The sequence below is a fragment of the Rheinheimera sp. A13L genome (genome assembly GCF_000217935.1).
Taxonomy (GTDB): Bacteria; Pseudomonadota; Gammaproteobacteria; order Enterobacterales; family Alteromonadaceae; genus Pararheinheimera.
On record NZ_AFHI01000014.1, the window covers coordinates 68,932 to 94,265 of the forward strand.

At 46.6% G+C, this 25,334-nt stretch carries 21 protein-coding genes; 9 read left to right on the forward strand and 12 right to left on the reverse strand.

All coding sequences use genetic code 11. The annotated features are described in order from the left end of the window. Positions 1–33 precede the first annotated feature (33 nt). The 7 genes from RHEIN_RS09670 to RHEIN_RS09700 form a co-directional block, all read right to left on the reverse strand. Complete coding sequence (locus RHEIN_RS09670) at positions 34–873, reverse strand: helix-turn-helix transcriptional regulator (RefSeq protein WP_008898792.1); 840 nt, start codon at positions 871–873, stop codon at positions 34–36. A 196-nt stretch (positions 874–1,069) separates the two neighbouring features. Beyond that, entirely contained in the window at positions 1,070–1,357 is a 288-nt protein-coding gene (locus tag RHEIN_RS09675; RefSeq protein WP_040554899.1) for a type II toxin-antitoxin system RelE/ParE family toxin, read from the reverse strand. Continuing rightward, a complete protein-coding gene (locus tag RHEIN_RS09680; RefSeq protein WP_008898793.1) occupies positions 1,350–1,562 on the reverse strand; it encodes a hypothetical protein in 213 nt (70 codons plus the stop codon). Before RHEIN_RS09680 ends, RHEIN_RS09675 begins: the two co-directional genes overlap by 8 nt. Positions 1,563–1,665: 103 nt before the next feature. Beyond that, on the reverse strand, positions 1,666–2,415 hold the full coding sequence (locus RHEIN_RS09685) for an NUDIX hydrolase (protein WP_008898794.1): 750 nt from the start codon (positions 2,413–2,415) through the stop codon (positions 1,666–1,668). 273 nt (positions 2,416–2,688) lie between these two features. After that, a complete protein-coding gene (locus RHEIN_RS09690) occupies positions 2,689–3,891 on the reverse strand; it encodes an ABC transporter permease (RefSeq protein WP_008898795.1) in 1,203 nt (400 codons plus the stop codon). After that, a complete protein-coding gene (locus RHEIN_RS09695) occupies positions 3,892–4,692 on the reverse strand; it encodes an ATP-binding cassette domain-containing protein (protein ID WP_008898796.1) in 801 nt (266 codons plus the stop codon). It abuts the gene before it with no gap. Between the two features lie 26 nt (positions 4,693–4,718). Beyond that, complete coding sequence (locus RHEIN_RS09700; RefSeq protein WP_237704353.1) at positions 4,719–5,483, reverse strand: DUF3025 domain-containing protein; 765 nt, start codon at positions 5,481–5,483, stop codon at positions 4,719–4,721. Positions 5,484–5,743: 260 nt separating this feature from the next. Here RHEIN_RS09700 and asnB point away from each other — a divergent pair, with 260 nt between their 5' ends. The 5 genes from asnB to RHEIN_RS09725 all read left to right on the forward strand — a co-directional run bounded on the left by asnB (position 5,744) and on the right by RHEIN_RS09725 (position 11,181). Further along, the gene (asnB, locus tag RHEIN_RS09705) at positions 5,744–7,408 is read left to right on the forward strand and encodes an asparagine synthase B (RefSeq protein ID WP_008898798.1); all 1,665 of its coding nucleotides are present in this window, start codon (positions 5,744–5,746) and stop codon (positions 7,406–7,408) included. A gap of 231 nt (positions 7,409–7,639) precedes the next feature. Beyond that, complete coding sequence (locus tag RHEIN_RS21110) at positions 7,640–9,658, forward strand: hypothetical protein (RefSeq protein WP_008898799.1); 2,019 nt, start codon at positions 7,640–7,642, stop codon at positions 9,656–9,658. Then, entirely contained in the window at positions 9,621–9,887 is a 267-nt protein-coding gene (locus RHEIN_RS09715; protein WP_008898800.1) for a VF530 family DNA-binding protein, read from the forward strand. Before RHEIN_RS21110 ends, RHEIN_RS09715 begins: the two co-directional genes overlap by 38 nt. Positions 9,888–9,949: 62 nt before the next feature. Then, positions 9,950–10,612, forward strand: coding sequence for a hypothetical protein (locus RHEIN_RS09720; RefSeq protein WP_008898801.1), 663 nt, complete (start codon positions 9,950–9,952; stop codon positions 10,610–10,612). A gap of 320 nt (positions 10,613–10,932) precedes the next feature. Beyond that, complete coding sequence (locus RHEIN_RS09725) at positions 10,933–11,181, forward strand: VF530 family DNA-binding protein (RefSeq protein ID WP_008898802.1); 249 nt, start codon at positions 10,933–10,935, stop codon at positions 11,179–11,181. Positions 11,182–11,293: 112 nt separating this feature from the next. Here the strand turns inward: RHEIN_RS09725 and RHEIN_RS20400 are convergent, their stop codons facing one another. Then, on the reverse strand, positions 11,294–12,106 hold the full coding sequence (locus RHEIN_RS20400; protein ID WP_008898803.1) for a polysaccharide lyase: 813 nt from the start codon (positions 12,104–12,106) through the stop codon (positions 11,294–11,296). 517 nt (positions 12,107–12,623) lie between these two features. After that, positions 12,624–13,418, reverse strand: a complete 795-nt coding sequence (locus tag RHEIN_RS20405) for a polysaccharide lyase (protein ID WP_008898804.1) — start codon at positions 13,416–13,418, stop codon at positions 12,624–12,626. Positions 13,419–13,748: 330 nt separating this feature from the next. On the opposite strand from RHEIN_RS20405, the gene RHEIN_RS09740 reads away from it, so the two are divergent. Both RHEIN_RS09740 and RHEIN_RS09745 read left to right on the forward strand, forming a co-directional pair. Next, the gene (locus tag RHEIN_RS09740; RefSeq protein WP_040554901.1) at positions 13,749–13,967 is read left to right on the forward strand and encodes a hypothetical protein; all 219 of its coding nucleotides are present in this window, start codon (positions 13,749–13,751) and stop codon (positions 13,965–13,967) included. An 89-nt stretch (positions 13,968–14,056) separates the two neighbouring features. Continuing rightward, a complete protein-coding gene (locus tag RHEIN_RS09745; RefSeq protein WP_008898805.1) occupies positions 14,057–14,431 on the forward strand; it encodes an IS1096 element passenger TnpR family protein in 375 nt (124 codons plus the stop codon). Positions 14,432–14,479: 48 nt separating this feature from the next. On the opposite strand, the gene RHEIN_RS09750 is transcribed toward RHEIN_RS09745, so the two are convergent. Further along, positions 14,480–17,446 carry a di-heme oxidoredictase family protein gene (locus tag RHEIN_RS09750; RefSeq protein ID WP_008898806.1) on the reverse strand — a complete coding sequence of 989 codons (2,967 nt, stop codon included), beginning with the start codon at positions 17,444–17,446 and terminating at the stop codon, positions 14,480–14,482. Between the two features lie 276 nt (positions 17,447–17,722). Between RHEIN_RS09750 and RHEIN_RS09755 the strand changes: the two genes are divergently transcribed. Both RHEIN_RS09755 and RHEIN_RS09760 read left to right on the forward strand, forming a co-directional pair. Beyond that, positions 17,723–18,313 (forward strand): LemA family protein, encoded by a 591-nt coding sequence (locus tag RHEIN_RS09755; protein ID WP_008898807.1) that lies wholly within the window; start codon positions 17,723–17,725, stop codon positions 18,311–18,313. A 5-nt stretch (positions 18,314–18,318) separates the two neighbouring features. Continuing rightward, positions 18,319–20,166, forward strand: a complete 1,848-nt coding sequence (locus RHEIN_RS09760) for a M48 family metallopeptidase (protein ID WP_008898808.1) — start codon at positions 18,319–18,321, stop codon at positions 20,164–20,166. A gap of 118 nt (positions 20,167–20,284) precedes the next feature. Here the strand turns inward: RHEIN_RS09760 and RHEIN_RS20410 are convergent, their stop codons facing one another. Then, complete coding sequence (locus RHEIN_RS20410) at positions 20,285–24,871, reverse strand: bifunctional diguanylate cyclase/phosphodiesterase (RefSeq protein WP_008898809.1); 4,587 nt, start codon at positions 24,869–24,871, stop codon at positions 20,285–20,287. A 20-nt stretch (positions 24,872–24,891) separates the two neighbouring features. Beyond that, on the reverse strand, positions 24,892–25,334 hold a 443-nt coding region (locus RHEIN_RS09770; protein ID WP_008898810.1), incomplete at its 5' end, for an MmcQ/YjbR family DNA-binding protein.

Consider the following 25,334-nt stretch of genomic DNA (forward strand, 5'->3'; position numbering starts at 1 on the left):
CCTGTAAACTAAGTGTGCAGGTTGTTGGTAAGTTTATGATTTTTCTTCAAATAGCCATGGTTTTATGTCGTTGAGGTTCACTAAAACCAATTGCTGGGCTTCGGGGCTGATGTCGATGTCGCGGATGTTCACCTGCATTTCCTGCAGCACGTATTGGGCTAAACAAGCGCGGCTTTGGATCAGGAGTTTGCCGTTTTGCATTTGGTAGTCGTGATGCAGTACTTCTTGTTGGGTTGGTTTTAAGCGGGGATCGGGCTGGAATTCTAAACAAAGTTCGGTGGTCCAGCCGCTGTCTTGTTCGGCGCTGATGTAGGTTTTACCCATTAACTCAGGTACGCCACGAAAGCGGCTTAAGACAAAGTCGCGAAAGCCTTTAGATTTTTCGCAATAAGCCCGTAAATGCCATCGTAAGCCAGCGCTGACAAAATGGTGTGGCACTATAATGCGACCTTGCCGGTCGGGGTTGCTGACAGACACATAATCCACCTCTACCCTGCGCTTTTGGCGGATGGCAGTCACCAATACCCGGATAATTTCGGCGCTGACCTGGCGTTTGGGCAAAGACAAGGTGGTGTATGGCAAAGCGGTGCTCACCTCTGTAATGGCGTCCTGATGGCTGATCCAGTTCAGGTATTCCACTACGTCGCCGGAAATGTAGGCTTGCTGAAAAGCGGCTTGTGGCAGAAAACCTTTATAACTGGCGTGATAAAGCAGGTTGCCGGGTAACAGCTGGTGGTAATAAAGAATATCTTTTTGCGCCTGAGTGCGGCTGATACCAAACTGGCGAATTAAGTGACTGGCGCTGATGCGGCCTTCCCACCAGGCAATCAGCTCAATAAACCATAATCTTTTATCCTGATTAATGCTAAGCACTTTCTGTCCCTGAATTTTGCTTTAGCACTACCATAACTGAACAGGAACAGCATCGACAATGGCTTTGTTTGAATTTGAGTTTAAACCCATCGAATTCGATGAGTTTAGCGAATTGAACCCACTATAAGGAAATCTATCCTGCGCTTGAAAAGCTCTAAGCTTTAGCCTGTTGTTTGGAGGCTAATTAAAATCTGACTTATGGCAAATTCTCGCGAAAAACGGTGAGAATTTCTATTTGAGACCCAGTGACACGATAAACAAAGCTGTACTTCTTGTAACAGACCTTTCGTATTCCATAGCCATACTCTGTAAGCTCAATCCCTGATTCAGGAAATTCAAGCAGTACTTTATTCAACCACAGTTCAAACTGATTCAGGTACTCAACTACGAAGGAATCTGGCAATCCCTGCCCTGAGAGATATTCAGCAATTTCTGACAAACGCTCTTTTGCGCGTGGGGAAAAAACGAGCTGTAGTTTACTCATACCTTGCACGAATGGATTTAAACACGTCAGAGGATTTGAGTGCCTGGCCCTGTTCCAACTCTGTCACTGAAGTTTGAATATCCTCGGCTAACCTTCTGGCCTGCACAAACTCAGCAAAAGCTTTGACTACAGACTGCGGATTACTGCCATATGCCTGTTTTAATTCGGCTTCCAACTCTGGATTGTCGATTTGGATACTTAACATCTTCCTGCTCCACTGTCTTTACTCTGATAGCCTAATGCTTAGATCACTATAGCTCAACTATTGTTTGATATTCCCTTTGAACCAAATAGCTTTAAACAAAAACCTACCCCGTAAAAATCTCATAATCATCAGGCCCTTTCATATAACCCGGTACTTTGTGGCTGAATAACCGAGCACCCGATATCGCTGTTTGTACCAACAACTTGTTGTAATGGCTGGCGTTTGGGTCGGCCAGATAATCAGCGCAGTCGAACCAGCGGGCCTGGAGAATTTCGCGGGGGTCTGGTGTGGGTTCTGTTTCCTCGGCGGTTAAGCGGCACACCATATACAGGTTAGAAGCGCCAAACTGACCCTGATGATGATGGCGTAACCCTAAAAAGCTATCAAAGCTTGCTGCAACACCGGTTTCTTCCAGCACTTCGCGAATGACTGCGTCCACCAGATGCTCTTTGGCATCCACCATACCGCCTGGTAATTTAAAATAACCTGGGCTGCGGCCTTCGAAAGGTTTTTCCTGTACCAGCAGTACTTTGCCCGAAGCGGATAACACCACAGCACCCACTCCTAAGCTGTGGGTAGCAGCTGAAGGTAAATAACTGTCGGCCTGTAGTTTTTTACTTAACATTAATTTTTCTGGTGTGCAGTGGTGAAAAGCAAAACCAAGCTCCAGTGCCACAGAAATCAATTCGGCGCGGCAAGCCGGTAACTCCAGCCAGATCAGCGCATAGTGGTGATGCCAGGCATCGACAGATGCAGCTAAACGACCGGCAAACTCAGCCACTGTATCTGGCAGTTGCTCCGGCCCTATGTAGCAGCCGTTGTAGGGATTCACAATGGCATCAAATAATTTCATAAAACTCCCCTTCGTACTTAAAGGCACAGCTTTGTTACCTACGTTCCTCGCCCCAGTCACATAGGTAAACTATGCTCCTGGGGTCTCGATCACTTGTCGCCTCGCTGCAACTTCAATTACTTTGGGGAGGCACTAAACAGAATTAGAAACAAGACGGGCGCCGATCAACGACGCCCCTGCATTTAATCAGCGGGTGTGCAGGGGCTGGGCTTGCCCTGCCCGTCCATCTGTACCGCAGTTTCATTGATCAGGCAGCGAACATGCCCTGCCATTTTATCTGAACAGTACTTTTTCTTTTTGGAACCAGCTGACACAAAAAGCCAGCAAAGCGGCAGCTATAACCACTGTAGAGCCAAAAATGGCCAGCAGCATGCCTACATCTATAGTGCCTTTGATCAGCTCTTTAATCGCCAGCGCTACGTTGGCTACGGGCAACATGGCCATGCCCCAGGTCAGTTCAACACCAGGCATTAAAGCAACAATTAACGGCATAAATACGATCATGCTTAAAGGGCCAATGTAGTTTTGTGCTTCTTTAAAGCTGCGGGCATAAATAGATAACGACAGCAGCAAGGACGCAAAAATAGCCGACAACGGAATAAGCATCATCAGGATCAGCAGCAAATCAGCCACACCTAAAGTCGACATAGTTTTAGCCACTATATCCACGCCCATTAAAGAGCCGATCACATAGCCCCAACCACCAAAGCTGGTGACGGTAATAAGCGCTGTAGCAAGGCCTGTGGTCAATACAGTCAGAAATTTACCTAACACAATAGAGGTTCTGCTGATCGGGCATATTAATAGGGTTTCTAAAGTACCGCGTTCTTTTTCACCAGCACCAATATCAATAGCTGGGTATGAACAACCCGCTAAACATAAAGGGATCAGGATATAAGCAATTAAGCCGCCTATTTTTTCACCTAAATCTTCGCGGCTTTCGGCTGTATTTACTTTTTCCAGCTTCACCGGCTGTAATAACGCATCTACTTTTTCAGCTGTTACCCCTAAAGAATCCAGTTTGGCCAGTTGCAGTTTTTTGCTGTAATCACGCAGTAACTCATTGAAATATTTATCAATCATATCCAGCTGAGATGACATGTTGTAAATCACTTTCCATTGGCTTTGCGTCAGGTTGTTTGCATCTGCACTAAAGTCGTCGGCAATGATAATAGCCAGATCAAATTGGTTATCGCGTATGGCTTGTTTCAGCGCTTCAGGATCGGTCAGATCAGACTCCACCTTTTTAAAATTCTTGTGATAAAACAAGGCTTCTGTCAGTTCAGGCGCCTTATCTGCATTGATAATCACATAACGGTGTTCTTCGGCTTCGGCTTGTTTGGCCACATTCGCCACCACCAGCCCCATAATGCCAAAAAGCACAGGGAAGACGAGGATCGGCAGCAATATGATGAAAAACATGGTTTTTTTATCACGAACCAACTCAGTCAGTTCTTTAAAATACACTTGCCACATTTAGTTGTGCTCCCTGTTACTTGCTGTCGCATTAATCACCGTCATAAAAGACTGACGTAAATCACCATCGGCACTTAATGCCTTAAAGGCGTCAAAACTATCGGAAAAAGCGCTGATGCCTTTGTCGATCACCACAACGCGGTCACACAAAGAAGCCACTTCATCCAAATGGTGGGTAGAAAAAATTACCGGCGTGCCCTGCTGTTTTAACGAGCGGATAAAATCCAGCACTGTCTGAGTGGTCATGATATCCAGGCCTGTAGTAGGTTCATCCAGAATTACTACTTTGGGCGAATGCACTACGGCCCGGGCTATAGCGGTTTTTTGTTTCATACCAGTCGACATAGCGTCGGCTTTCCTATTGGCAAAGTCGTGCATATTCAGCAGCGTAAACAACTCGTCGATGCGCTGCTTTAGCGCAGCTTCGCTCATGCCATGCAAACGGGCAAAATAGGCAATGTTTTCATAAGCCGTTAAGCGGCCATACAAGCCTGTGCTGCTGGATAAAAAGCCGATTTTTTTCCGCGCCTGCACAGGGTGTTTTAATACATCCACACCTTCTATCAGCACAGAACCTGAATCCGGCTGCAAGGCGGTAGATAAAATACGTAAGGTGGTGGTTTTGCCAGCGCCATTGGGGCCTAATAAACCTAAGACTTCGCCAGAGCCACAATCAAAACTGACATTTCGTACTGAATGAAAGGCTTCTTTGCTGTAGCGCACATCCTGTTTTTCGCTGTCTGACAGTTTCTGGCCGCGGCTGATGGCAAAAGATTTAGCCAGCGCGTCGATTTTAATCATCGAGAGTTCCCTTTGTTGTTCTTGTATTAAGTCGTTTGGCGTTTTGGTCTGAAGTAACTGGTATCTGCATAAAAATCCAGATCCTGAGCCTCTTGATGCCAGCCCGGCACTCCCAGTAATGGAAGTGGACTAAGCTGTTGATTATCAAGTAGCAAGTCGGCATTCACAAGCTGAGTCGCTAATAAATCATCAACAAAATCGTAACCTTCTGTGTTTGGCCGGGTCAAGCCTTCTGGCAATTCAATACAGCATAATTTTGCGGTTAAACCAATAAAAGGCTTAGTGGCCATTTCATAGTTGGCATGACCAAAAATGATTGGGTTTAGCTCTGCCCACAGCTCTTTATGCTGATAAAAGGCTTGAGTCCATTGATGATTACGTAATAAGTCCAGTAAAAACCGTTGTGAAGGTTTGATGCAAATAATCACACCACATTCATCCAGCAAGGTCAGTTTATGCCGTACTTTGCTGCGCTCTTTGCTGCCAAACTGCTGAATTTGCTCCATATGCAGCCGGTTCATCTGCTGCTTACTTTTTGGAAAAAAACACCAAATCAAAGCACCAAATAAGTCATGCCAGTTATTGAGGCGCATCGGAATTTGCCGGCTTTGGTAAATAAAGTCTTCGTAATAACGGCCATCCGCGTCCAGCACAGAGCTGTCGACAAAACACCAGTCCTGTAATGGTGTGCGCTGATGCAGCCATTCGGTCAGTTGCTCTGGCGATGGGAAATGCCTTTGCTCTGCTAAAGGAAAAGTGGCAGCCAAAGCGCTGAAGAGTCCAGGCTGCAAAAACAGCTCTGGTTGCCATTCTGTTGGCGCTACAAATCGGGGATTTACGCTGTTTTTTTGCATGAATAAGAAAAACTCGTTGTTGCCGTGAAAACTTACGACCTGCATTACCTGTGAAAAGCGCAAAAAACCTCTTGCAATTTTCCTGTAAGCTGGCAAATTCAAGGGGTACGTATAGACGTACATACTGCCAAAATTTGTTTGCCCGTCGTTCGTATTATTTAGGGCAATGATATTAAATTAATTAGAGGTTACTCATCATGTGTTCGATATTTGGGGTGCTTGACATCAAGACTGATGTTAAAGCCTTGCGCCAGCAGGCGCTACAGTTATCTAAATTATTACGTCATCGTGGACCAGACTGGTCAGGCGTATGGAACAACGACCATGCCATTTTAGTGCATGAACGTCTGGCTATTGTAGATACTGAAAATGGCGCCCAGCCCCTGATTAATCCAAATCGAAATCACATTCTGGCAGTGAATGGTGAGATTTATAATCACAAGAATTTAGAGAAAAACTTAACAGTGGACTATCAGTTCCAGACCAAATCAGACTGTGAAGTGATATTGCCTTTGTATTTGCAGCACGGCGTTGAGTTTATTGACCAACTGCAGGGTATGTTTGCTTTTATTCTGTATGACGCAGAGCAAAACCGTTACCTGATTGCACGCGACCATATCGGCATTATTCCGCTGTATTACGGCCATGACGAGCATGGTCAGCTGTATGTGGCGTCTGAATTAAAAGCCTTGGTACCTGTGTGTAAACAAATGCAGGAATTCCCGCCAGGCCATTACTTTGACAGCAAAGTGGGCAAACTGGTGCAGTACTATAAGCGCGACTGGCAAAGTTTTGATGCAGTTAAAGACAACCCGGCTGATTTGGGCGAATTACGCGCCGCTTTGGAGCACAGTGTAAAAAGCCATTTAATGTCCGACGTGCCTTATGGTGTGTTGTTGTCCGGTGGTCTGGATTCGTCATTAATCTCTGCTATTACTCAGCAATTTGCGCGTAATCGCGTAGAAGATGATGGTCAGTCCGAAGCCTGGTGGCCTCGCCTGCACTCTTTTGCGGTAGGTTTAGCGGGTTCGCCCGATTTGGTGGCTGCCCGTAAAGTAGCGGACAGCATTGGCACAGTGCATCATGAAGTGCTGTTTACTGTGCAGGAAGGCTTAGATTCACTGCGTGACGTCATTTATTTCCTGGAAACTTATGACGTAACCACTATTCGTGCTTCAACCCCTATGTACTTAATGGCCCGTAAAATCAAAGCCATGGGTATTAAAATGGTGTTGTCGGGTGAAGGTTCTGATGAAATTTTTGGCGGCTATTTGTATTTCCACAAAGCGCCAAACGCTAAAGAGTTCCACGAAGAAACTTTACGTAAGTTAGACCGTTTGCATATGTTCGACTGCAACCGCGCCAACAAAGCCATGTCGGCCTGGGGTATTGAAGCTCGTGTTCCTTTCCTCGACAAAGAGTTTATGGACGTAGCCATGCGCTTAAATCCTGAAGCCAAAATGTGTGGCAAAGGCAAAATGGAGAAACACATTTTGCGTCAGGCCTTTGATGGCTTATTACCGCACGATATTTTATGGCGTCAGAAAGAGCAGTTCTCAGACGGCGTAGGTTACAGCTGGATTGACAGCTTAAAAGCTCATGCCGAAAAAGAAGTGACGGACCAGCAAATGGCGACAGCAGCGTTCCGCTTCCCGGTGAATACACCAGACAGCAAAGAAGCCTATTTCTATAGAGTGATCTTTGAAGAGCATTTCCCACACACAGGCGCAATTTCCTGTGTACCTGGTGGTAAGTCGGTGGCCTGTTCCACCCCTGAAGCTTTGGCATGGGATGCAAAAATGGCACAAATGACAGACCCGTCCGGTCGTGCTGTACGTGACGTTCACGAACAAGCGTACTGATAAAAGCTCTCACCTGAGTTAATTATTCAGGTTAATGCTTGATACACATCAAAAAGCCACAGAATGGTACCGCCATTCTGTGGCTTTTCTTTTCATCCTCTGCTATTCATCAGATGATTGTGTTTTTTTTCGGCGAATAAAGCATTTTTATCGGGTTTCGCTGGCGAAATACTCTGGTAGATCGTATGTTAGGCGCCATCTGAATATGCCCTGAATTATGGATCGAAGACTGTGATCAATTTATCCAAATCCTTGTTCACCTTGTTGGCTATCGCCAGCTTAAGCGGGGATCTGAATGCAGAAACGGCACTGAAAGGCCAATGGTTGACTGATTTAGAAGGTCAAACCTTACTGGACCCTCAAACATCGGGCGTTACTTTCCGTAAAGGTGAGTTAGTGGTGATTGGCGACCAAAGTGCTCATGAAAGCACCAGAATGAAGTTATTCAGAATAGATCCGGCCACAGGCGCATCTGTGACTCAGCCTATTCAAATTACCGTGGCCGAAAGCCTGAAAAACAGCTGTTTTTATGGGTATCTGAGTGACAAACCTGACTTTGAAGCCCTGACCTGGGATCGCATCGACGAAACCAGTTTAATTACGGTCACTGAAGATGCGTCAGCTTATGAATTAAGCCCAGAGTGTAAAAAAAGATTCAGCCAGACAAACTCCACCAGCTACCCCAGTTTGTTGTTAAAAATTCAGGTCGACAACGCTTTAACCCGAGCTGAAATAGTGGCAGTGCGGCCTGTCCAGTTTCCATTGGAAGCCAAAGTAGGTAATTATCCAAACGATGGCATTGAAGGCTTAGCTGTTGATGATCATCAGAATTTATATCTGGCGCTGGAACAGGATATTGCCAATAAGCCGCAATTATTTAAAACCCGTTTAACTCAGGATTTTTGGCTGCGCGATAACTTTGTCAAAGTGATAGACGCCAACCTGACCTTCCCAGTGCTGGACGACAAAGACCACCCTATTAATGGTATTGAGTTTTTACCCAGCCCTATTAAAGGCCACCCGGGTTATTTAATGGCGGTAGCGCGCAATGACGACGAGTTATGGGTGTTTGATTTAACCAACCGTATTCCGCCTTTTGTGCAGAAGCTGAGTTTTTATGTCAGCACAGATGACAGCGGCCTCTGTCCTGCTTACGAAAAGCTGGTACAAACAGCACTGGAAGCCATTACTATTCACGACGGTACTGTGTATTTGATTAATGATCCCTGGAAACAGCATTACACCGATAATATTCAGTGTGGTACTCATGTCGACAAGTTCAAACGTATGTCGCCTTTGCTGTTTAAAATGCAGGCAGACCCACGGTGGTTTACTCCTTTTAGAGCAAAAACCCAAACCTCTTTACCTGCACTCAGTGGTTTAGCTGCTTTGGATCAAAACCGCTATCTGGCGGTGCAGGATAAAAAAATTCAGCGTCAGGGCGATCGTTTAACCTTAATTCAGTTGAATGCGGATCAACAACTGACAGCCCAAAGCTTATTTGTCACCAACTGGCCTGCAGGTCAGGCAGCCAACGACTTAGAATCTGTCTGTGCTCTGCCTGATAAAAACAGCGAATTTTTAATAGCGGAAAGCGGCACCTGGCAAGGCTCTTTTGGCCGTTTGTTTCATATCAAAGTATTCCCGACCTACGCCCAGGTACTGAACACTTTTGAATTACCTGTTGAGCGTGACAATAGCCCGGAGCAAGACGGCGATAACTTCGAAGGTTTGGCTTGCGCTAAAAAAGATGTGAATCGTTATCTGGTGATTTTAGGTGAACGAGGCACAGCCACTGCAGCTGGTTTTTTACAATGGGGTGAGCTGGATTTAGCCGCAGCAAACATTCAGTGGAACAGCCAGAAAATTCAGGTCACTGGCCCAACAAAACTGAAAAACCGTCACTACAACAGGGTGATATCCGACTTGCATCTGGAAGGTGACGTACTTTGGGCCAGCGCTGTGCTGGACAGCTCAGACAACGGCCCTTTTGCCAGCGCCGTCTATCCTTTAGCTTTGGTGACCCCCAATTCAAAACAACCCATCAGCTTAATGGCTGAACGGCCCGTACTCTGGCAAGTTGATGGCTTTAAAGTAGAAGGTTTAGCCAGCCCCAGTCCATTAGTTCCGGGTTCAGCCCTGATGATGGTCACAGACGATGAAAATTATCACGGCCAGTTCCGGCCCTTAGCTATTACAGAGCAAAGCCCCTATGGCAACCCAAGCCCCAAACCAGCCACAACACAATAACCCGCTGCACGGTTTTACCCTACAGCAAATTCTGGAGTTGTTAGTTGAACATTATGGTGGCTTTGCACCTTTAGCAAAGCAAATACCACTGAAATGCTTCAGCTCCAACCCCAGCATCAAATCCAGCCTGACGTTTTTACGCAAAACGCCATGGGCCAGAACTCAGACAGAAGAGCTTTTTATTAAGCTGAAGTTGTATCAAAAGGGGGGCAAGCCTGAATCCGAATAATTCAGCTTTACCCTAAGGGCCAGTACTAAAGCTCAAATGGATTTGCAGGTAAGGATACGTCTATGTCGAAACAGCTTTTTTGGGATCTTGTGCGCGTTGGCATTGTTTGCTACTTAATGCCCCTATTCGCTGCCGTACTGATAATGACCTCAGGAGTACCAATACCACTTTATGTAAATCTTCATCCTGAGGCTCTGGTCAGCGTATTCACAATCATCGCGCTGGTTGGCTGGTTCTTCTTAAAGAAAACTCCATTCAAAAGCTTTGGGAAATTGTTGTTGATGTCATTGCCCGGTGTGGTCGTGTTGGCGATGTATCACAAAGTATCCGTATCGTTTTCAGACGTCAATTACACCGCATATACCATCATGCTATTTGTATTAATCCTGATTGCAGCAATTTATTTCATGTTTCCAGTCAGACAAATCAAACCCTTTCTCATATTTATACCTGTTTCGGCAACTTCCTGGTTTATGCTACATGCCATATATAAACCAGTAAACCTCGTGTATGGCGCGGTAGCGAGCCGTGACAAACTAACGGCTAACCAATATCAGGAGCTTTGGGAATTAATACCACCCCTTTGTGTAAGTGGTTTACAGACAAGCTCTTTAGCTATTCCTTTAGTGCTGATTTACTACGTGTCCCTGTATGGAAGCAACCCAAAGAAAGCATATGAACGTCTGAAAACGCAGTTTATGGCGAAAACAAAGGATAATGTTTAATAGACTTGGCACTGATATTAGTAAAACGAATAAAAACGGAGTCATGCGTAAAAACGGGGCAAAGTCTTGTCCCTTGCCCGGAGTTTGAGTTGATGAAGTTTTTTAGTGGGCTGTTTTTGCAATAAAATTCCTGGTTTGTTTTGTCTCAGATACATAAAAACTAAGTCAATATATTGTTTGACGGCTCAGGGTAACCGATCCAACCTAAACACTATCAAAGCTCAGCCCATTAGTTCCGGGTTCAGCCCTGATGATGGTAACAGACGATGAAAATTATCACGGCCAGTTCCGGCCCTTAGCGACTACAGAGCAAAGCCCTTATGGCAACCCAAGCCCCAAACCAGCCACAACAAAATAACCCGCTGCACGGTTTTACCCTACAGCAAATTCTGGAGTTGCTCGTTGAACATTATGGTGGCTTTGCACCTTTAGCAAAGCAAATACCACTGAAGTGCTTCAGCACCAACCCCAGCATTAAATCCAGCCTGACGTTTTTACGCAAAACGCCATGGGCCAGAACTCAGACAGAAGAGCTTTTTATTAAGCTGAAGTTGTATCAAAAAGGCTAGCCGCGAGGCTGGCCTTTGGTTTTATGTCCGAAGAAAGTAATGCCACATGGTCTGAATGCGCCTGAGACTTTGCAGTCATAAAGTCTCAGTTCCAGGTGCAACAAACAAAGGACTAGATCACTTTACTGACCACAAAGTTATCAAAATATGCACATTCCGCTTTGTAACTGCCATCTACGGTTCGGGGTGCCCAATCCGGTGTAGCGCCACCATGAAAAGTGATAAATATCATCTTGTTGATTAAGGATGCCTTGGTGTCTTTGGCACGGAATCGAAGCTTGTCATGGTAGATTATTTCAGCGCCATCCACTGATACCACCATTTTTCCGTCAGCAAGCTGAGGTGCACTATTTAAACTGACCAGCATTTCAACCTGGTGGTATAGACCAGGAATAAAACGGAAATCCTCTGCAACTCTAATATCTCCAAACTTACCTTTCATGTCCTGATGATAGACATAAGTGCGCAAAGTTCCCCCTGGCCCAAACATCAGTCGGGCACTCCAGCCTTCAGCTGTTATCTTGTCTCCTCCGGTTACGGGATTTTCTGGTCCCAAGCCGTGCAGCTTACCGCCAAGGACAAAATCAAAATTGTCACAAAATTTCACCGCAAAACTCATTTTGTACTGCAGCGCTGGCTGGGGCAGATTAGCAGCAGCATAAACTCTGTAGCTACCTTGCTCAAAGCCCTGATAGGTCACCTTCATTGCTTTAGAACCGAGCTCCCCCTGGTGTTCAACCAGTGCTGCGTAGCGTTTCTTCGACAAAGTTTGCCCAAACTGAGACAGTTTTCCATCGAAGGTCTCTACAAATACTGCTGGATGTTCGACGTTTTCAGGGGTTTCAACATCAATTTCGACAGCGACTTCATCTGCGCCACAGCCTACAAGAAAAAACGCTGTTGTCAGAGAAAAAATTATTTTCATTCGATCCGGCCTCCACCTGGTTTATTCTCAAGCATAAGGAACCAGGCAGTTCCCTACTCATTTTCAATCTGATTTTAGCGCTGCACTCTGTGCCGATAAAATCAGATAACGTGACGAACAGGCATGTCTGACCGCCGATGTCCGCTTTAGTTTAAAAAGACGCAATTCCTAGCGCATTCTCTATGCAACCACTTCGCAATTTTATTGATGCTTACTATTTTTTGCCTGATCCAAAGCCAGATCATCCGGACAGTTTGACAAGCTGGAATGACAGGACCTGTATTGAATAGACTGGAATGGCTTGCCTCTGCAAATCAAGACGCAAAGCTTGCCGCAAAAGGATCAGGACAATGATTGTTATCTATAGTTGAGCCTCTTGCTGTGAATAACCATTCATTGCTTGAGGCCATCATCTGGCTTTCATTTGTCTGTACTCAGGTAAGTCCAGACTTAGGCACATCCACAACTCTTTGCCTGACTGTGCAGGTGACTGTAAAGTCACCTGCACAGGAAATCACTAAATCACTTTGCTCACAACAAAGTTATCGAAATAAGCACATTCCGTTTTGTATTTTCCATCTTCAGATCTGGGAGCCCAGGCAGGCGAAGCTCCCCCATGAAAGGTAATGAATAACATTTTGTTGATTAAGGACGCAGGGGTGTCTTTGGCCCGGAATCTGATATTGTCATGATGGATCACTTCAACACCATCGACCGATACAACGACTTTTCCATCAGCTAAATGAACCTCAGTATTTAAACTGACCACCATTTGCACCTTATGGTAGATGCCAGGCATAAAACGGAAATTCTGTGCAGCTTTGGTATCACCAAATTTACCATTCATGTCCTGATGATAGATGTAAGTACTCAAACTACCTTCACGGCCGAACATCAGGCGGGCGCTCCAGCCTTCTGCTGTAATCTTATCTCCCCCGGTTATTGGGTTTTCTGGCCCCATTCCATGCAGCTTTCCACCCCAGACAAAATCAAAATTGTCACAAAATTTCACTGAGAAACTCATTTGGTATTGTAGTGCTGCGACGGGCAATTTAGCTGCAGCATAGACTCTGTGACTGCCTTGCTCGAAGCCCTGATACTTCACCAGAATAGCGTTCGTGCCTTTTATTCCTTGTTTTCTGGCAAATGTGGCGTAGCGCTGTTTTGATGCAAGTATTCGTCCAAACTGGGACAATCGAACATCAAAGTTCTCAACAAAGACGTCGTTTTTTCCCGGTTTTTCTGCTGCGACACTAGTTAGGCAATAGCTTGAAAGTACTACTGCTGTAGTAAAAGATAAAATAGACTTCATGTAATCCAACCTTTGCCCGGTTACTACTCAAGCATAAGGCCCCAGGCAAGGCCTTATTCACATCTTGTCTGACTTAAGCCGTGTTCTGTGACTATGGCTCAGACTGCTTGGTCAATTTTCTTATCTGACTCTGAGTCGAGTGTAGTGTAGAAAGACAGGCATAACTGATTATTTTTTGATCATTATTTGCGCTACTTCGAAAGTCTGAAACTTGTGCAATCAATAGAGTGACTTAGCCTGAATTGTGAACAGAAGAAAAAGTTAAGGTATGGCTTACACAGACAGAGCACGCCGTACTTTGAAGGCAAGAACTAGTCAAAAGGGGATCCTGTGGCGAGGTATTTGGTCAGTATTCATAGTCCCAACAACTACGACCCTTTTCTGTCAGAAAACAAAGCGATGTCCCTGACCATAGACCAGTTGAACGACGAAATGAAAGCAGCAGGCATCAGAATTTTTGTCGGTGGTCTGCATCCTTTAAGCAGCGCCAAATTTCCTGTCGTCTGTTTTATAAGAGGGAGCAGGATAAATTATTTATCCTTTATCTGATGCGACAGGAAAGAGATTTACCTAAGCCCTGGTTAAGTAGTAATTTAAAATAAAGCCCACAAAAGTTTAACGCACAAAGGACCGCCAGTTTGGAACTATACACTATTGAAATTACCCTTCCCTTTAAAGCCAAAAAGCCGTGGCGGCGGGTGATTGAAGTGGAAGAAGATACACCCTTGTTTGAATTGCACTATTTTATCCAGACTATGGTGAAATTTGATAATGATCACTTGTACGAGTTTCATATCGCCAAAACCCCGGGCAGAAATACGCAACGTATTGATGACGGAAAAATGCTGAATGAGGTGTATCCGCTGGATCGAAGCAAATTGTTTTATCTGTTTGATTTTGGCGATTGCTGGTTATTTCAGTTTAAAAAATTACGCAAAAAAGCTGAAAAACAACCCCGTATAAAATATCCGCGAGTGGTTGAGTCTGAAGGCAGGAACCCAAGGCAATACTAAATAAAAAAGCCCGGCATAGTGCATCTATAACGGGCTTTGTTGTATGGACTACAAGGATTTCAGGAAAGCCAGCAGCGCTTCACGTTCTGCTGTTGGCAGGTTCACAAAGCGGTTTTTGATCACTTCAGCTTCACCACCATGCCATAAAATAGCTTCGGTTAAAGTGCGGGCGCGGCCATCGTGTAAATAACCAGCCGGAGTGCCTCCTGCAACAAACTGGGTATAACCTAAACCCCAAAGTGCCGGAGTTCTCCACATGCTGCCTGTTGCCAGTCCTTCGCTAAAGTTGTCGGCAAGCCCTTGGCCCATATCATGCAGCAGCATATTGGTATACGGCTTAATGTTTTGCAGGCGCACTTCGTCAAACTCAGAGCGGGCACTGGTTTTCACCTCACTGGTGTGACATGCCCCACAGCGAATATCTTTAAATACTTGTTCGCCTGCAGCTATTTTTGCAGGATCTATGTTCAGATAAGCCAAAGGCGACACGCCTTTCGGAAAACCACTGACTAGACTGCGCTGAGCCGGCACTGCTAACAAATGCAGGTATTGGATCATTAAAGTGACAGCGTCATCCGGCAAACCAGGTTCCGCAGTCGTCGGATCACAGTTTTTCGGACCAGCTAAACAATCCAGTTTGGGGTAAACAGAGGAGGTGACGGCCATATCCAGCAAAGCGGCATTCGTCACCTGATGACGTAAGCTGACTTTGCCTGCTTTCCAGCCGTAACGGCCTAAACGAACTTCTCCTGTTTCAGGATCATAAGCATAATTGGCCGTTCCCAGCACGCCGTCGGCATCTGGTGTGCTGCGAACACGGGATAAAATGGTTTCGTCTGAAATAGCTTCCAGTAAGCCCATACCAATCAAAGGCTGGGCCTGGCGCACCGAATAGACGTCAGGTTCTGGCCCCTCGAAGGCAATAGTGGGCTTACGCAGTTCAACCACAGTACCATCTGCAAGAGTAACAGTGCTGCTGGTAAAACCTGAAACCCAGGCACCATTGCCCCAGTTTTGCATCTCGCCAGTGCTGACAGAGCGTCCATTCATCTGTAGCGCCTGACCATAAATGGGGTGAGGCAGGTAATGGCCATTGGCATCTGTGCCTGTAGCACCCACCCGCACCGCCATAGTATCCAGTCGTTGATTCCGCACTGTGGGTGCCACACTGCGACCATTGTTGACATGGCAATTAAAACAGGAGGACTGATTAAAGCGTGGACCTTGCAACTGACGACCAGCATCATTGCGGTCATTGCCCTCTTCGTTATGCACTCCTGTCCATAAATTAGTATGTAACCAGCGACGCCCTTCCATAAAACGCTGCATATTCTGCATGCCAATAGTGTTGTGTGGCTGCTGAAACATAAAAGTTGGATTATCGGCATAATCATAAGACACAGAACCCAGGCCACCTTGCAGTGTAGGTTCAGGCAAAGGTTCATTCATCAGCCGCGGCTGAACCCCATACCAGGGTCTTAGGCCCTGCCCCATCACATAGGTCAGCTCGTTGGTGTAATAACGAAAAGCACCGCTGTCGCCTATGGCATCCATAGCAGCCCGGGTGGAGAAAAACGAACTGGTGAACTCAATCACATCGCCTTTTTTTAGCACACGGGAATTTACGCTGCTGCCATTTGGCACCAGGACCCCATCCGCATTAGCAGAAAGCGCTCTGTGCCCCGGGTAACGGTCAAACACCACACTACAACCATCATTAGCGCCTGTCACGCCGTTGTAGCCAGTGTCAGGTCGTAATAACACGCCATTGGCAGGTTTGGTAACTACAGGACAAGCTGCACCTTCATCATGATAAGTGGAATCGTCCAGCAAATCTCCCGGGCTCATCCAGCCAAAACCTGTCACGCCCGGCTCGTCAAAACGGCGGACAAAAGCATGACCACCACCCTTTTGCGCTTGTTGAAAGTATTGGTTGACGATGATTTTGGGTTCAGTCACCCCAGCTACATTGCTGTTGTCGATAAACTCCACACCCCAGGTACGATTTTTGAAGTAGTTGGCAATAAAGTTCAAATGAGCGCCAGGGCCTTTATCCTGAGGATTGCCTGCTGCATCTACAGTGTCATTCACACCAAAACCAATCTCATTCCAGTCTTCCCCCCGTTCCCGGGCATGACGGGAGCGCCCCACCATACCAAAGCGCGTGACCAGGGTGCCGTCGGCTAAGGTAAAACTGACAGTTTCAATAGGTTCAGTCGGTGCTGGCAGTGGCGTGCGACCCTCACCACTTTGTGGGTAGGTCAACACAGAGGTATCCAGTACAGGCATGGAGTTATCAGTGCCAGGCGTTTTAAACTCCACTTCAAATAAAGAATAGCCATATTGAGTTTGACGGGTGATGCCTTGCAGGCGCAGATAGCGGACATGGACATCCAGATTCAGAAACTCTTCTGTAGCCCCTTTTGAACCCACCATATAACGCAACTGATACCAGTGTTGTGCATCGTCTGACACATAAATAGCGTACTCTTTGGCATGGGCATTTTCCCAATACAACTTCATAGCACCAATGGCTGTTTTGGCACCAAAATCAAACTGCAGCCAGGCCTTGTCTGCATCTGCAACATCCTTGCCCCACGCACTCTCCCAGCGTGTCGTCAGATCGCCATCTATGGCTTTGGCAGCAGTATTAGTGGCGTTTTCATCACCGGAAGAGCTGGCAGCCACTACAGACACTGGCGAGCTGGTTGCAGTTTTATCGTAATTGGCCGCAATTCTTAACTCAGCCGGTGGTGCAGGCAAGGAGGGAGCATCTGCTTTGGGCAGTGGCGCTGTTTTCGCATCAGGTGCAGCTTCAAATTCTGGCTCTGGCAAGTCTTCCAGTGGAGGGGGAACTACTGGTGGAGTCTCTACCGGAGGTGGTGTGATGACAGGGGATGGTGTCACTACAGGAGGAATAATGACTGGCGGAGTTCCAGAGCCTGTATCATCAGGCACAGTGCTGCTGTCTCCTCCACCACAAGCTGCAACAGACAAAAGCAGCACAGGGATCATCAGAGCGCTTCTCAGCCTGAACCTGTGTATAAATAACAGAACAAGGCTTCATACCCATCACTCCCAAATGATCCCAAACGAATTTCACCACATCAGCAAAGACGCATTTAACCAAAGCGACTACAACGGATGAAATCATGAGGCAATGCACCTTTATGTTTTGTAATTAATTGTGATCATCCCGCCATAAGACAACATGCTGTTGATGCTATTCAACTAATTTTTACAATGCTACAGTGGTGTTTATTCAATTCTTTCATTGGTAAAGGAAATCCCATGACCACCATTATTACCTTAGTGATTGCCGCTATTATCCTGTTTTTTATTGCCAGTATTTACAACCAACTGGTGAAACTGAAAAACCGCTTCCAAAATGCTTTTGCTCAGATTGAAGTGCAGTTAAAGCGCCGCTACGACTTAATTCCTAATCTGGTGGAAACCGCCAAAGCTTATATGTCACACGAGCGCGAGACACTGGAAGCTGTGATTGCAGCACGTAACAGTGCCATGAATCAGTTAACAGCTGCAGCGGCTCAGCCTGGTGATGCGACGGCTATCAGCCAACTGGCCGGTGCTGAATCCGCTTTGCAAGGCGCCATGACTAAATTCAGTATGGTGATGGAAGCCTATCCGGATTTAAAAGCTAATCAAAATATGATGCAGCTGACCGAAGAGCTGACCAGCACTGAAAATAAAGTGGCTTTTGCCCGTCAGGCTTTTAATGATGCAGTGACTGAATACAACAGCTACAAACAAAGTTTCCCTCCTGTTATTTTTGCTGGCTTTTTTGGTCATCAGAACGATGCCAAACTGCTGGAATTTGCCGACAGTGCAGCTATTCAGGCCGCACCTAAAGTGAGCTTCTGAGTTCTGTGGCTACTAATTTTTTTGCGGCTCAGGATCAGGCGCGCGGCAATACCAAACTGCTGGTTTTTCTGTTTGTTTTGGCCGTGATCACCCTGTTGGTGCTGACCAATCTGTTGGTGCTGATCACTTTAGGTATCATGGAACCTGAACACTACCAGTTGTTGCTCAATCCTGCGGATCCGCTTTGGCTTGAACAATTACCCTGGAAAATGATGGGCTGGGTCAGCTTGTTTGTGTTTGTGATCATTGCAGCAGTGATCAGTATCAAACAGGCTGAATTGAGTCAGGGTGGTCAGGTGGTTGCCAAAGCGCTGGGCGGTCGTCTGGTTGAGCATCATTTAGCAGACGATAAACAGCAACGTTTGCTCAATATTGTTGAAGAAATGGCTATTGCAGCAGGTGTGCCTGTGCCGCCTGTTTATTTAACGCCAGAATCCTCCATCAACGCTTTTGCCGCTGGTTATTCACCGGCGGATGCAGTGATAGGTGTCACTCAGGGTTGCCTGAACCTGCTGGATCGTGACCAACTGCAAGGCGTGATAGCCCATGAATTCAGCCATATTTTAAATGGCGATATGAAGCTGAATATTCGTCTGATCGCCTTGTTGCATGGCATCGAATGTATTAGTCATGCCGGCTACTTCCTGCTGAGGAGCGGTGGACGCAGACAAGCTGTAATTGCCAGCAGCGCTAAATCCAAAGATAACGGCGGCGGCATTCTTGGTCTGGCACTGGGCCTGATGATACTGGGCTATTTGGGCACTTTCTTTGGCAGCCTGATTAAAGCCGCAGTCAGTCGCCAGCGCGAGTTTCTGGCTGATGCCAGCGCAGTGCAATTTACCCGCAACCCTGCAGGCATAGCCGGAGCATTAAAAGCTATTGGTGGGGCCAGTTACGGCAGCAGGATAAAACACCCCAATGCAGATGAAATGAGCCACTTATTTTTTGGTGAAGCCATTAGCCGCTGGACCAGTTTATTTGCCACCCACCCACCGCTGCCACAGCGTATCAAACGGTTGGATCCCAGCTGGAACGGCGTCTTTCCTGCTGAAGCACAATTAAAACAACAAAGCAGCACAGAACCTTCAGCAGCGAAAACGACAGAGCAAAAAACTGCGGCTGTACTGGCAGCTTTGCCGGCTTTTTTACTGCACAGCAGCCGTCATGCTGCTTCTGCCCCCGCTTTGTGTTGCGCTTGCCTTATTCAAACCGAATATCTGGCGAAACAATGGGCTATGGTCAAAGCTCTTGGCGATCATCAACTGATGCAAAACGTCGATAAGTTGTATGACGATGTCAGCCGCTTATCAGGCAAACAAAAGCTGCAGTTGCTGCAAATTGCAGTGCCGGGTTTAAAGCAGTTGTCACAACAGCAGTTTGTTGAATTTCAGCAACTTTGCCAGAACCTGAGTCGGTGTGATGGGGAAGAAGATTTATTGGAATGGACCCTGTTAAACTGGTTACAACATTGTGTTGGCAGTCAGTTTGACTCCTCTTTGCTGCATCGCCGTGATCAAAGCAGCAGTCTGGAGCAGGTTAAGCGGCCTGTGCTGGCGCTGTTGTCTTTATGTGCACAGCAGGCCAAACACGAAGAATTACAGGATCAGTCCTGGAAAATGGGTTTAGAGGTGCTTGGTTTGCCTGCATCTACAGCTCGCCCGCCCGTCAGTTTTCAACTGCTGAGTGAACAGCTACCGGCCCTTATTCACAGCTCGCCCCGACTGAAACAACAATTGTGGCAAATGTTGAAAATGGCAGTTCAGGCCGACGAACTGGTTAATGAACAGGAAGAGCTGTTATTGCAGGCTCTGGTGTTATTGCTGGAAATTCCAGTGAGCCCAGCCCTTCCATAAGCACCGACGGGTGGGTTGTAGGGGCTGGGCTTGTCCCCGCCCTTCCCTATGCATCGCGGTGTCATTAGACGGGCGGGTGCAAAACCCGCCCCTACGTTTTTTTAAAAGGCATAGTGTTTCATTCAGCCGGGTTGGGGAAAACACCATCACTGACCTGACTGCGGACTAACTGCTCAAAGTCTTTGGCTGGCAAAGGTTTACTGCATAAATAGCCCTGGTAATAATCACAACCTTGTTGGCGTAAATAATCCAGTTGTTCCTGCTGTTCCACCCCTTCTGCCAGCGCCTTTAAGCCAAGAATATGCGCCATCGAAATAATAGCTGTGACTATGGCCTGGCTTTCGCTGTTATCTGCCACATCATCGATAAAGCTTTTATCTATTTTCAGCACATCTAACTGATAACGCTGCAAATAAGCAAAAGATGAATAGCCAGTGCCAAAGTCGTCAATGGCCAGCTTTACACCCATCTGGTGCAAGTCGGACAATACTTGCTCGGCTTGTTGCTCCCGCGACATAATGGCGCTTTCGGTTAATTCCAGCTCCAGCAGTTCTGCCGGAAAACCTGTATCCTTTAAAATCTGCGCCGTTTGTTCACCTATATCACCATGGCTGAATTGATGAGAGGATAAATTCACCGCCAGTTTTAAATCTGGTAAACCGGCAGCACGCCATGCGGCACCCTGACGACAGGTTTCAGCCAGCACCCAATCGCCAATAGCACCAATAAGCCCTGTATCTTCGGCTATCGGGATAAACCGCCCTGGAGGTATCAAGCCCTCCACCGGGTCGTTCCAGCGTACTAAAGCTTCTGCTCCCACAATAAGGCCGGTTTTGATATCTGTCTGTGGCTGGTAATAGACTAAAAACTGCTCCAGCTGCAAAGCAGCTCTTAATCTGGCTTCCAGTTCAATACGCTGACGGGCATACAGAGTTAAATCATCCGAATAATAAGCAAAACGGCCACGGCCCTGCTCTTTTGCTCTATATAAGGCCGCATCGGCATTACTGAGCAGGGTTTCACCTTCAGAGCCATGATCAGGATAAATAGAAATACCTATGCTGGCACCAATACGTACTTCAACGTTATTGCTCAAAATCCACGGCTGACTCATGTCGTTGATCAGCTGTGTGGCAAAACGGGCTGCGTCTTCGCTTTGATGTAATTGCTCCAACAGAATAATAAATTCGTCGCCGCCGAAACGCGCTACGGTATCAATATCCCTTAACCTTTGTTTTAAGGACGTGGCTACCAGTTTTAACAGCTCATCACCTGAGGGATGGCCAAAACTGTCATTGATGTATTTAAAGCGGTCCAGATCCATCATCAGCACAGCAAACTGATGCTGATCACGTTTCGCCAAATCTACCGCATTTTGCAAACGTGAACTCATTAATAAGCGGTTGGGTAAATCGGTCAGCACATCATGGTGGGCCAGATAAGCCAGCTCCTGCTCCGAAGCTTTCAGCTGAGTAATATCCGCAAATACAGCCACATAGTGAGTTACTTGTTGGCTGGCATCAACAATAGTGCTGATGCTGAGCAGTTCAGGGTAAATTTCACCATTTTTGCGTCTGTTCCAAACCTCACCCTGCCAGTGTCCATGCTTACTCAGCTGCTGCCACATCTTCGTATAAAAGCTCTGATCATGCCGTCCTGATGCAAACATAGCAGGGCTGTTCCCCAGCACTTCCGCTTCTTCGTAACCCAACATCTGCAATAAAGACTGATTCACCTGAATAATACGGTTGGACGCGTCGGTGACCATAATGCCTTCGCGGGTACTTTCAAATACAGCGGCAGCCTGTTGCAATGAGGATTCAAACTGTTGACGTTTTACTGCATTGCCCAAAGCTGTTGCCAGCATTTTCAGCGCATCCAGCTCAACCTGATTCCATTCACGGCAGGAGTGATGTTGTTCCACCCCCAGCAAGCCCCACCATTCCCCATCCACCATCACAGGCACCAGGGCAATGGCCTGAATACGAAAACGCTTCAGCATAGGCCGCAGCATCTGATCCATATCCTGAGCCAGCCCGGCCACAACAGAACCTTTTGCCAATTGCTGAATAGCGGGGTACCAGCGGGATATTTTATTATTCAGTTGCTTAAAAGTACGAACATGTTCTTTTTGATCGCGACGCCACTGGGTTAACAACACACCTGTCACCAGCTCCTGCTGCATATCATTCTGGTATAAATAAATGGCATCGACGGCTAAAGCACGGCTGACCGACGGCATCATGCTACGCAACAACTGCAACCAGTCACTGTGTTGTAAAAAACGAGCTGCCATATCGGCCAGATTAGACATCACCAGGGCTCGTTGTTTCAGCTCGCGGCGAATTGCCACCTCTGAGCTGATATCATCTATGGTAACCAAAGCTCCTGACAGTTGCTCTTGTTCAAATAAAGGTTGTGCGTTGAGTTTTAACCAACGTTGCACTCCAGCTCGCTCAATGCCCATCACCACATCCTGAACAGCTAAAGATGTCCGCAACACCTGGTTACTTGGATAGAGCTCTGAAGGGAATTCTGACCCGTCTTCGTAAATGGTTTTCCAGTCTTCTACTCTTGGGATCAACCCGCGCATTTCGTCTAAAGAACAGTGCAATATCAACTCAGCCGAAGGGTTGGCATCAACAATAGCGCCGTTTGTATCGTGCAACACCAGGCCTTCCGACATAGTATTAAATAAAGTTTTTAACTTACGGTTGCTGGCGTCCTGCTCAAACCTGGCCTGTTTCAGCTCAGTGATATCCACCATAGCGCCAATAATTTGCTGGTGATCATACGTCTGTGCAGGCAGCAGCCTTAAATCATCACGGATATAACGTATGGTGCCGGACGCATCAAAAAAACGGTACTCGTGACGATAATGGCCGTGCAACAAGGTTTGCTCTATGGCGCCGCTGGCGAAAGCTTTATCATCGGGGTGAACCCCCTTTTCCCACCATTGGTCCTGCAATGACTCTTCAACACTGTAACCAAAGAGCCGTTCAACATTGCTGCTGACCCAACTGGTTTTACAACTGATACCGTCCAGTTCAATACGATGCAGCACTGTTGAGCTTGCCGTTAAAATGGTGTCCAGTTGCTGAGAGTTTTGCAGCTGCTGCTGGTGGCTGCGGCTTAAATCAGCATACAACTGGCGTTTTTCAGTGACATCTTCAAAAGTGGCCAGCAGCAGATCAGGCTGCCCTTGCTGACTGAAGCGTTGCATCATCAATTTTACGGTCAGTACCCGGCCAGAGCTATGACGCAACTGAATATCCGACTCGGTTGAGATCTGTTCTCTGGAAGCAAAACTGGTCGCCATAAATTGTTCAGGGCTTTGTGTCAGATCCCGCAAAGACAAGGCCAGCAATTCAGTTTCAGCATACCCTAACACAGACTGCAGCTTTTTATTGACCCGGATAAAAGGCAAATGAGTACGGGACAAAATAGCCATACCGGAAAAGGGCAGCTCAAAAAAAGCCTGTACTGTTTTGTCCTGCTCAGTTTGTTTGGCAGCCAAGGCTAACTCGTGTGACTGAATCAGCTCCCGCCAGTAGAACAAAGCACCCAACACCAATAACATCAAGAAAGTGCCCGAGATAATGGACAGCCATAATAACAAGGTCTCTAAAGGCTGCAGTACTTCGGCCACATCAATTTTACTGACCAGCATCCAGTTGGTTTGCCGCACCGGTGTATAAGCACCAAGCACTGGTTGGTTACGGTAATCCAGCTCTTCAGCTGTATTAAATTGCTGTTGTCGTAACGCTTTGGCGGCTAATAAGGGGCCATCTATGTCTGTACCCACATCAGATAGAACTGCATATTGAGGATGGCGCAGCGGATTTAAAAACACCACAGCGCGGTCCTGACGCTGCACCAGCAAAACCTCGGCTGTTGGACTGGACACTGGCCAGTTCTGAATGGCCGGGAACAAATAGACACTGGTATCTACACTAAACACCAATTGGTAGATCTGTTCGCCTATCGCCATTTGCAGATACCAATTCAGTTGGCAATATCTGTCTGTATCTTTGCTATCACAGTGGGTGGAAGGCTGAGGTAAATTCTGCGCTGCGCCCAGGGCATCAAATTTTAATGCCGTACCCAAAGCTATATGTTGTTGGCCTTGAGTGTCATACAACAAGACTGAGCTAAAAGAATGTTCGGCAATCAGGGAAGCCAGTCTGTTACGAATGTAGGCTTGTTGTGATCGATCCCCCTGTTCGAAATACTGCTGCAACTTTTGCCGGAATGAAGTGTCTCTGGATAAAGCATCGATATCATATTGCCGTTCGGCTAACCAAAGTTCCAATTGCTGCTTTTTAATATCAGTCACTGTACGCAAATCTTTCATAGCTTCAGTTTTTAGCTGAGTGCCATGCACCCATTTGGTGATGGCAGCCATAGCAGGGATCGCCAGTAAAAACGCTGTGATAAGAGCGACAACGCGTAATTGCTTATGCCGGACTGAAACCGGAGAGTCAAAAAACTGCTGTTTACGCCAGGTTGCAAGCAAAAGATAAAGAAAGCTGGCACTCAGACATACAAAAGCAATACCTTTCATTGTACCTAACAAGGAACTGGTTTGTGGATCACTGACAGTTAAGTGCAATAAATAATCAGAGCCAAAAATCCATGACAAAGCAAAACAGCAATACAGCAGCACAATGCGAATAGCAGTTAAAGGGTAGGCAGGTTTGGGCATATCAGTCCAGATTAATCCTTTTAGTCTTTCACAATCAATAATGTCTGTCTCTGCACTTTTGGTAAAGAGTGAATGACCAATAGCCTGGACTGATCGATTTGTCGTTTAATTTCATGTTCTGGCACTGTGTCATTTAAACGCACCGTATTCCAGTGCTTTTTATTCATATGGTAACCAGGACTGATGGCGGGAAAGATATCCCGTAAAGCTAAAGCTTCATCCGGATCACATTTTAAATTCAGTCGCCCTTCTCCATGGTCTGTGCCAAGGATAGCAAAGATTTTACCTTTTATTTTATAGACATAAATTTCAGGACCAAAGGGAAAGCCTTCTTCTGTGCCCATCAGTTCGAGGCAGTAGTCCCGTACTTGCGTAAATTGCATACTCAATTCCACCTGCACATGCGGTTTCATTAGATGGGCGGGTACCGCAGGGGCCGCGGCGTGTCCACGCCCTTCGCCCG

Bases quoted from the DNA above. Each gene is read 5' to 3' on its own strand.
- RHEIN_RS09675 (WP_040554899.1), bottom strand. From the start codon at position 1,357: ATGAGTAAACTACAGCTCGTTTTTTCCCCACGCGCAAAAGAGCGTTTG.
- RHEIN_RS09680 (WP_008898793.1), bottom strand. From the start codon at position 1,562: ATGTTAAGTATCCAAATCGACAATCCAGAGTTGGAAGCCGAATTAAAA.
- RHEIN_RS09685 (WP_008898794.1), bottom strand. From the start codon at position 2,415: ATGAAATTATTTGATGCCATTGTGAATCCCTACAACGGCTGCTACATA.
- RHEIN_RS09690 (WP_008898795.1), bottom strand. From the start codon at position 3,891: ATGTGGCAAGTGTATTTTAAAGAACTGACTGAGTTGGTTCGTGATAAA.
- RHEIN_RS09695 (WP_008898796.1), bottom strand. From the start codon at position 4,692: ATGATTAAAATCGACGCGCTGGCTAAATCTTTTGCCATCAGCCGCGGC.
- asnB (WP_008898798.1), top strand. From the start codon at position 5,744: ATGTGTTCGATATTTGGGGTGCTTGACATCAAGACTGATGTTAAAGCC.
- RHEIN_RS09715 (WP_008898800.1), top strand. From the start codon at position 9,621: ATGGCAACCCAAGCCCCAAACCAGCCACAACACAATAACCCGCTGCAC.
- RHEIN_RS09720 (WP_008898801.1), top strand. From the start codon at position 9,950: ATGTCGAAACAGCTTTTTTGGGATCTTGTGCGCGTTGGCATTGTTTGC.
- RHEIN_RS09725 (WP_008898802.1), top strand. From the start codon at position 10,933: ATGGCAACCCAAGCCCCAAACCAGCCACAACAAAATAACCCGCTGCAC.
- RHEIN_RS20400 (WP_008898803.1), bottom strand. From the start codon at position 12,106: ATGAAAATAATTTTTTCTCTGACAACAGCGTTTTTTCTTGTAGGCTGT.
- RHEIN_RS20405 (WP_008898804.1), bottom strand. From the start codon at position 13,418: ATGAAGTCTATTTTATCTTTTACTACAGCAGTAGTACTTTCAAGCTAT.
- RHEIN_RS09750 (WP_008898806.1), bottom strand. From the start codon at position 17,446: ATGATCCCTGTGCTGCTTTTGTCTGTTGCAGCTTGTGGTGGAGGAGAC.
- RHEIN_RS09755 (WP_008898807.1), top strand. From the start codon at position 17,723: ATGACCACCATTATTACCTTAGTGATTGCCGCTATTATCCTGTTTTTT.
- RHEIN_RS20410 (WP_008898809.1), bottom strand. From the start codon at position 24,871: ATGCCCAAACCTGCCTACCCTTTAACTGCTATTCGCATTGTGCTGCTG.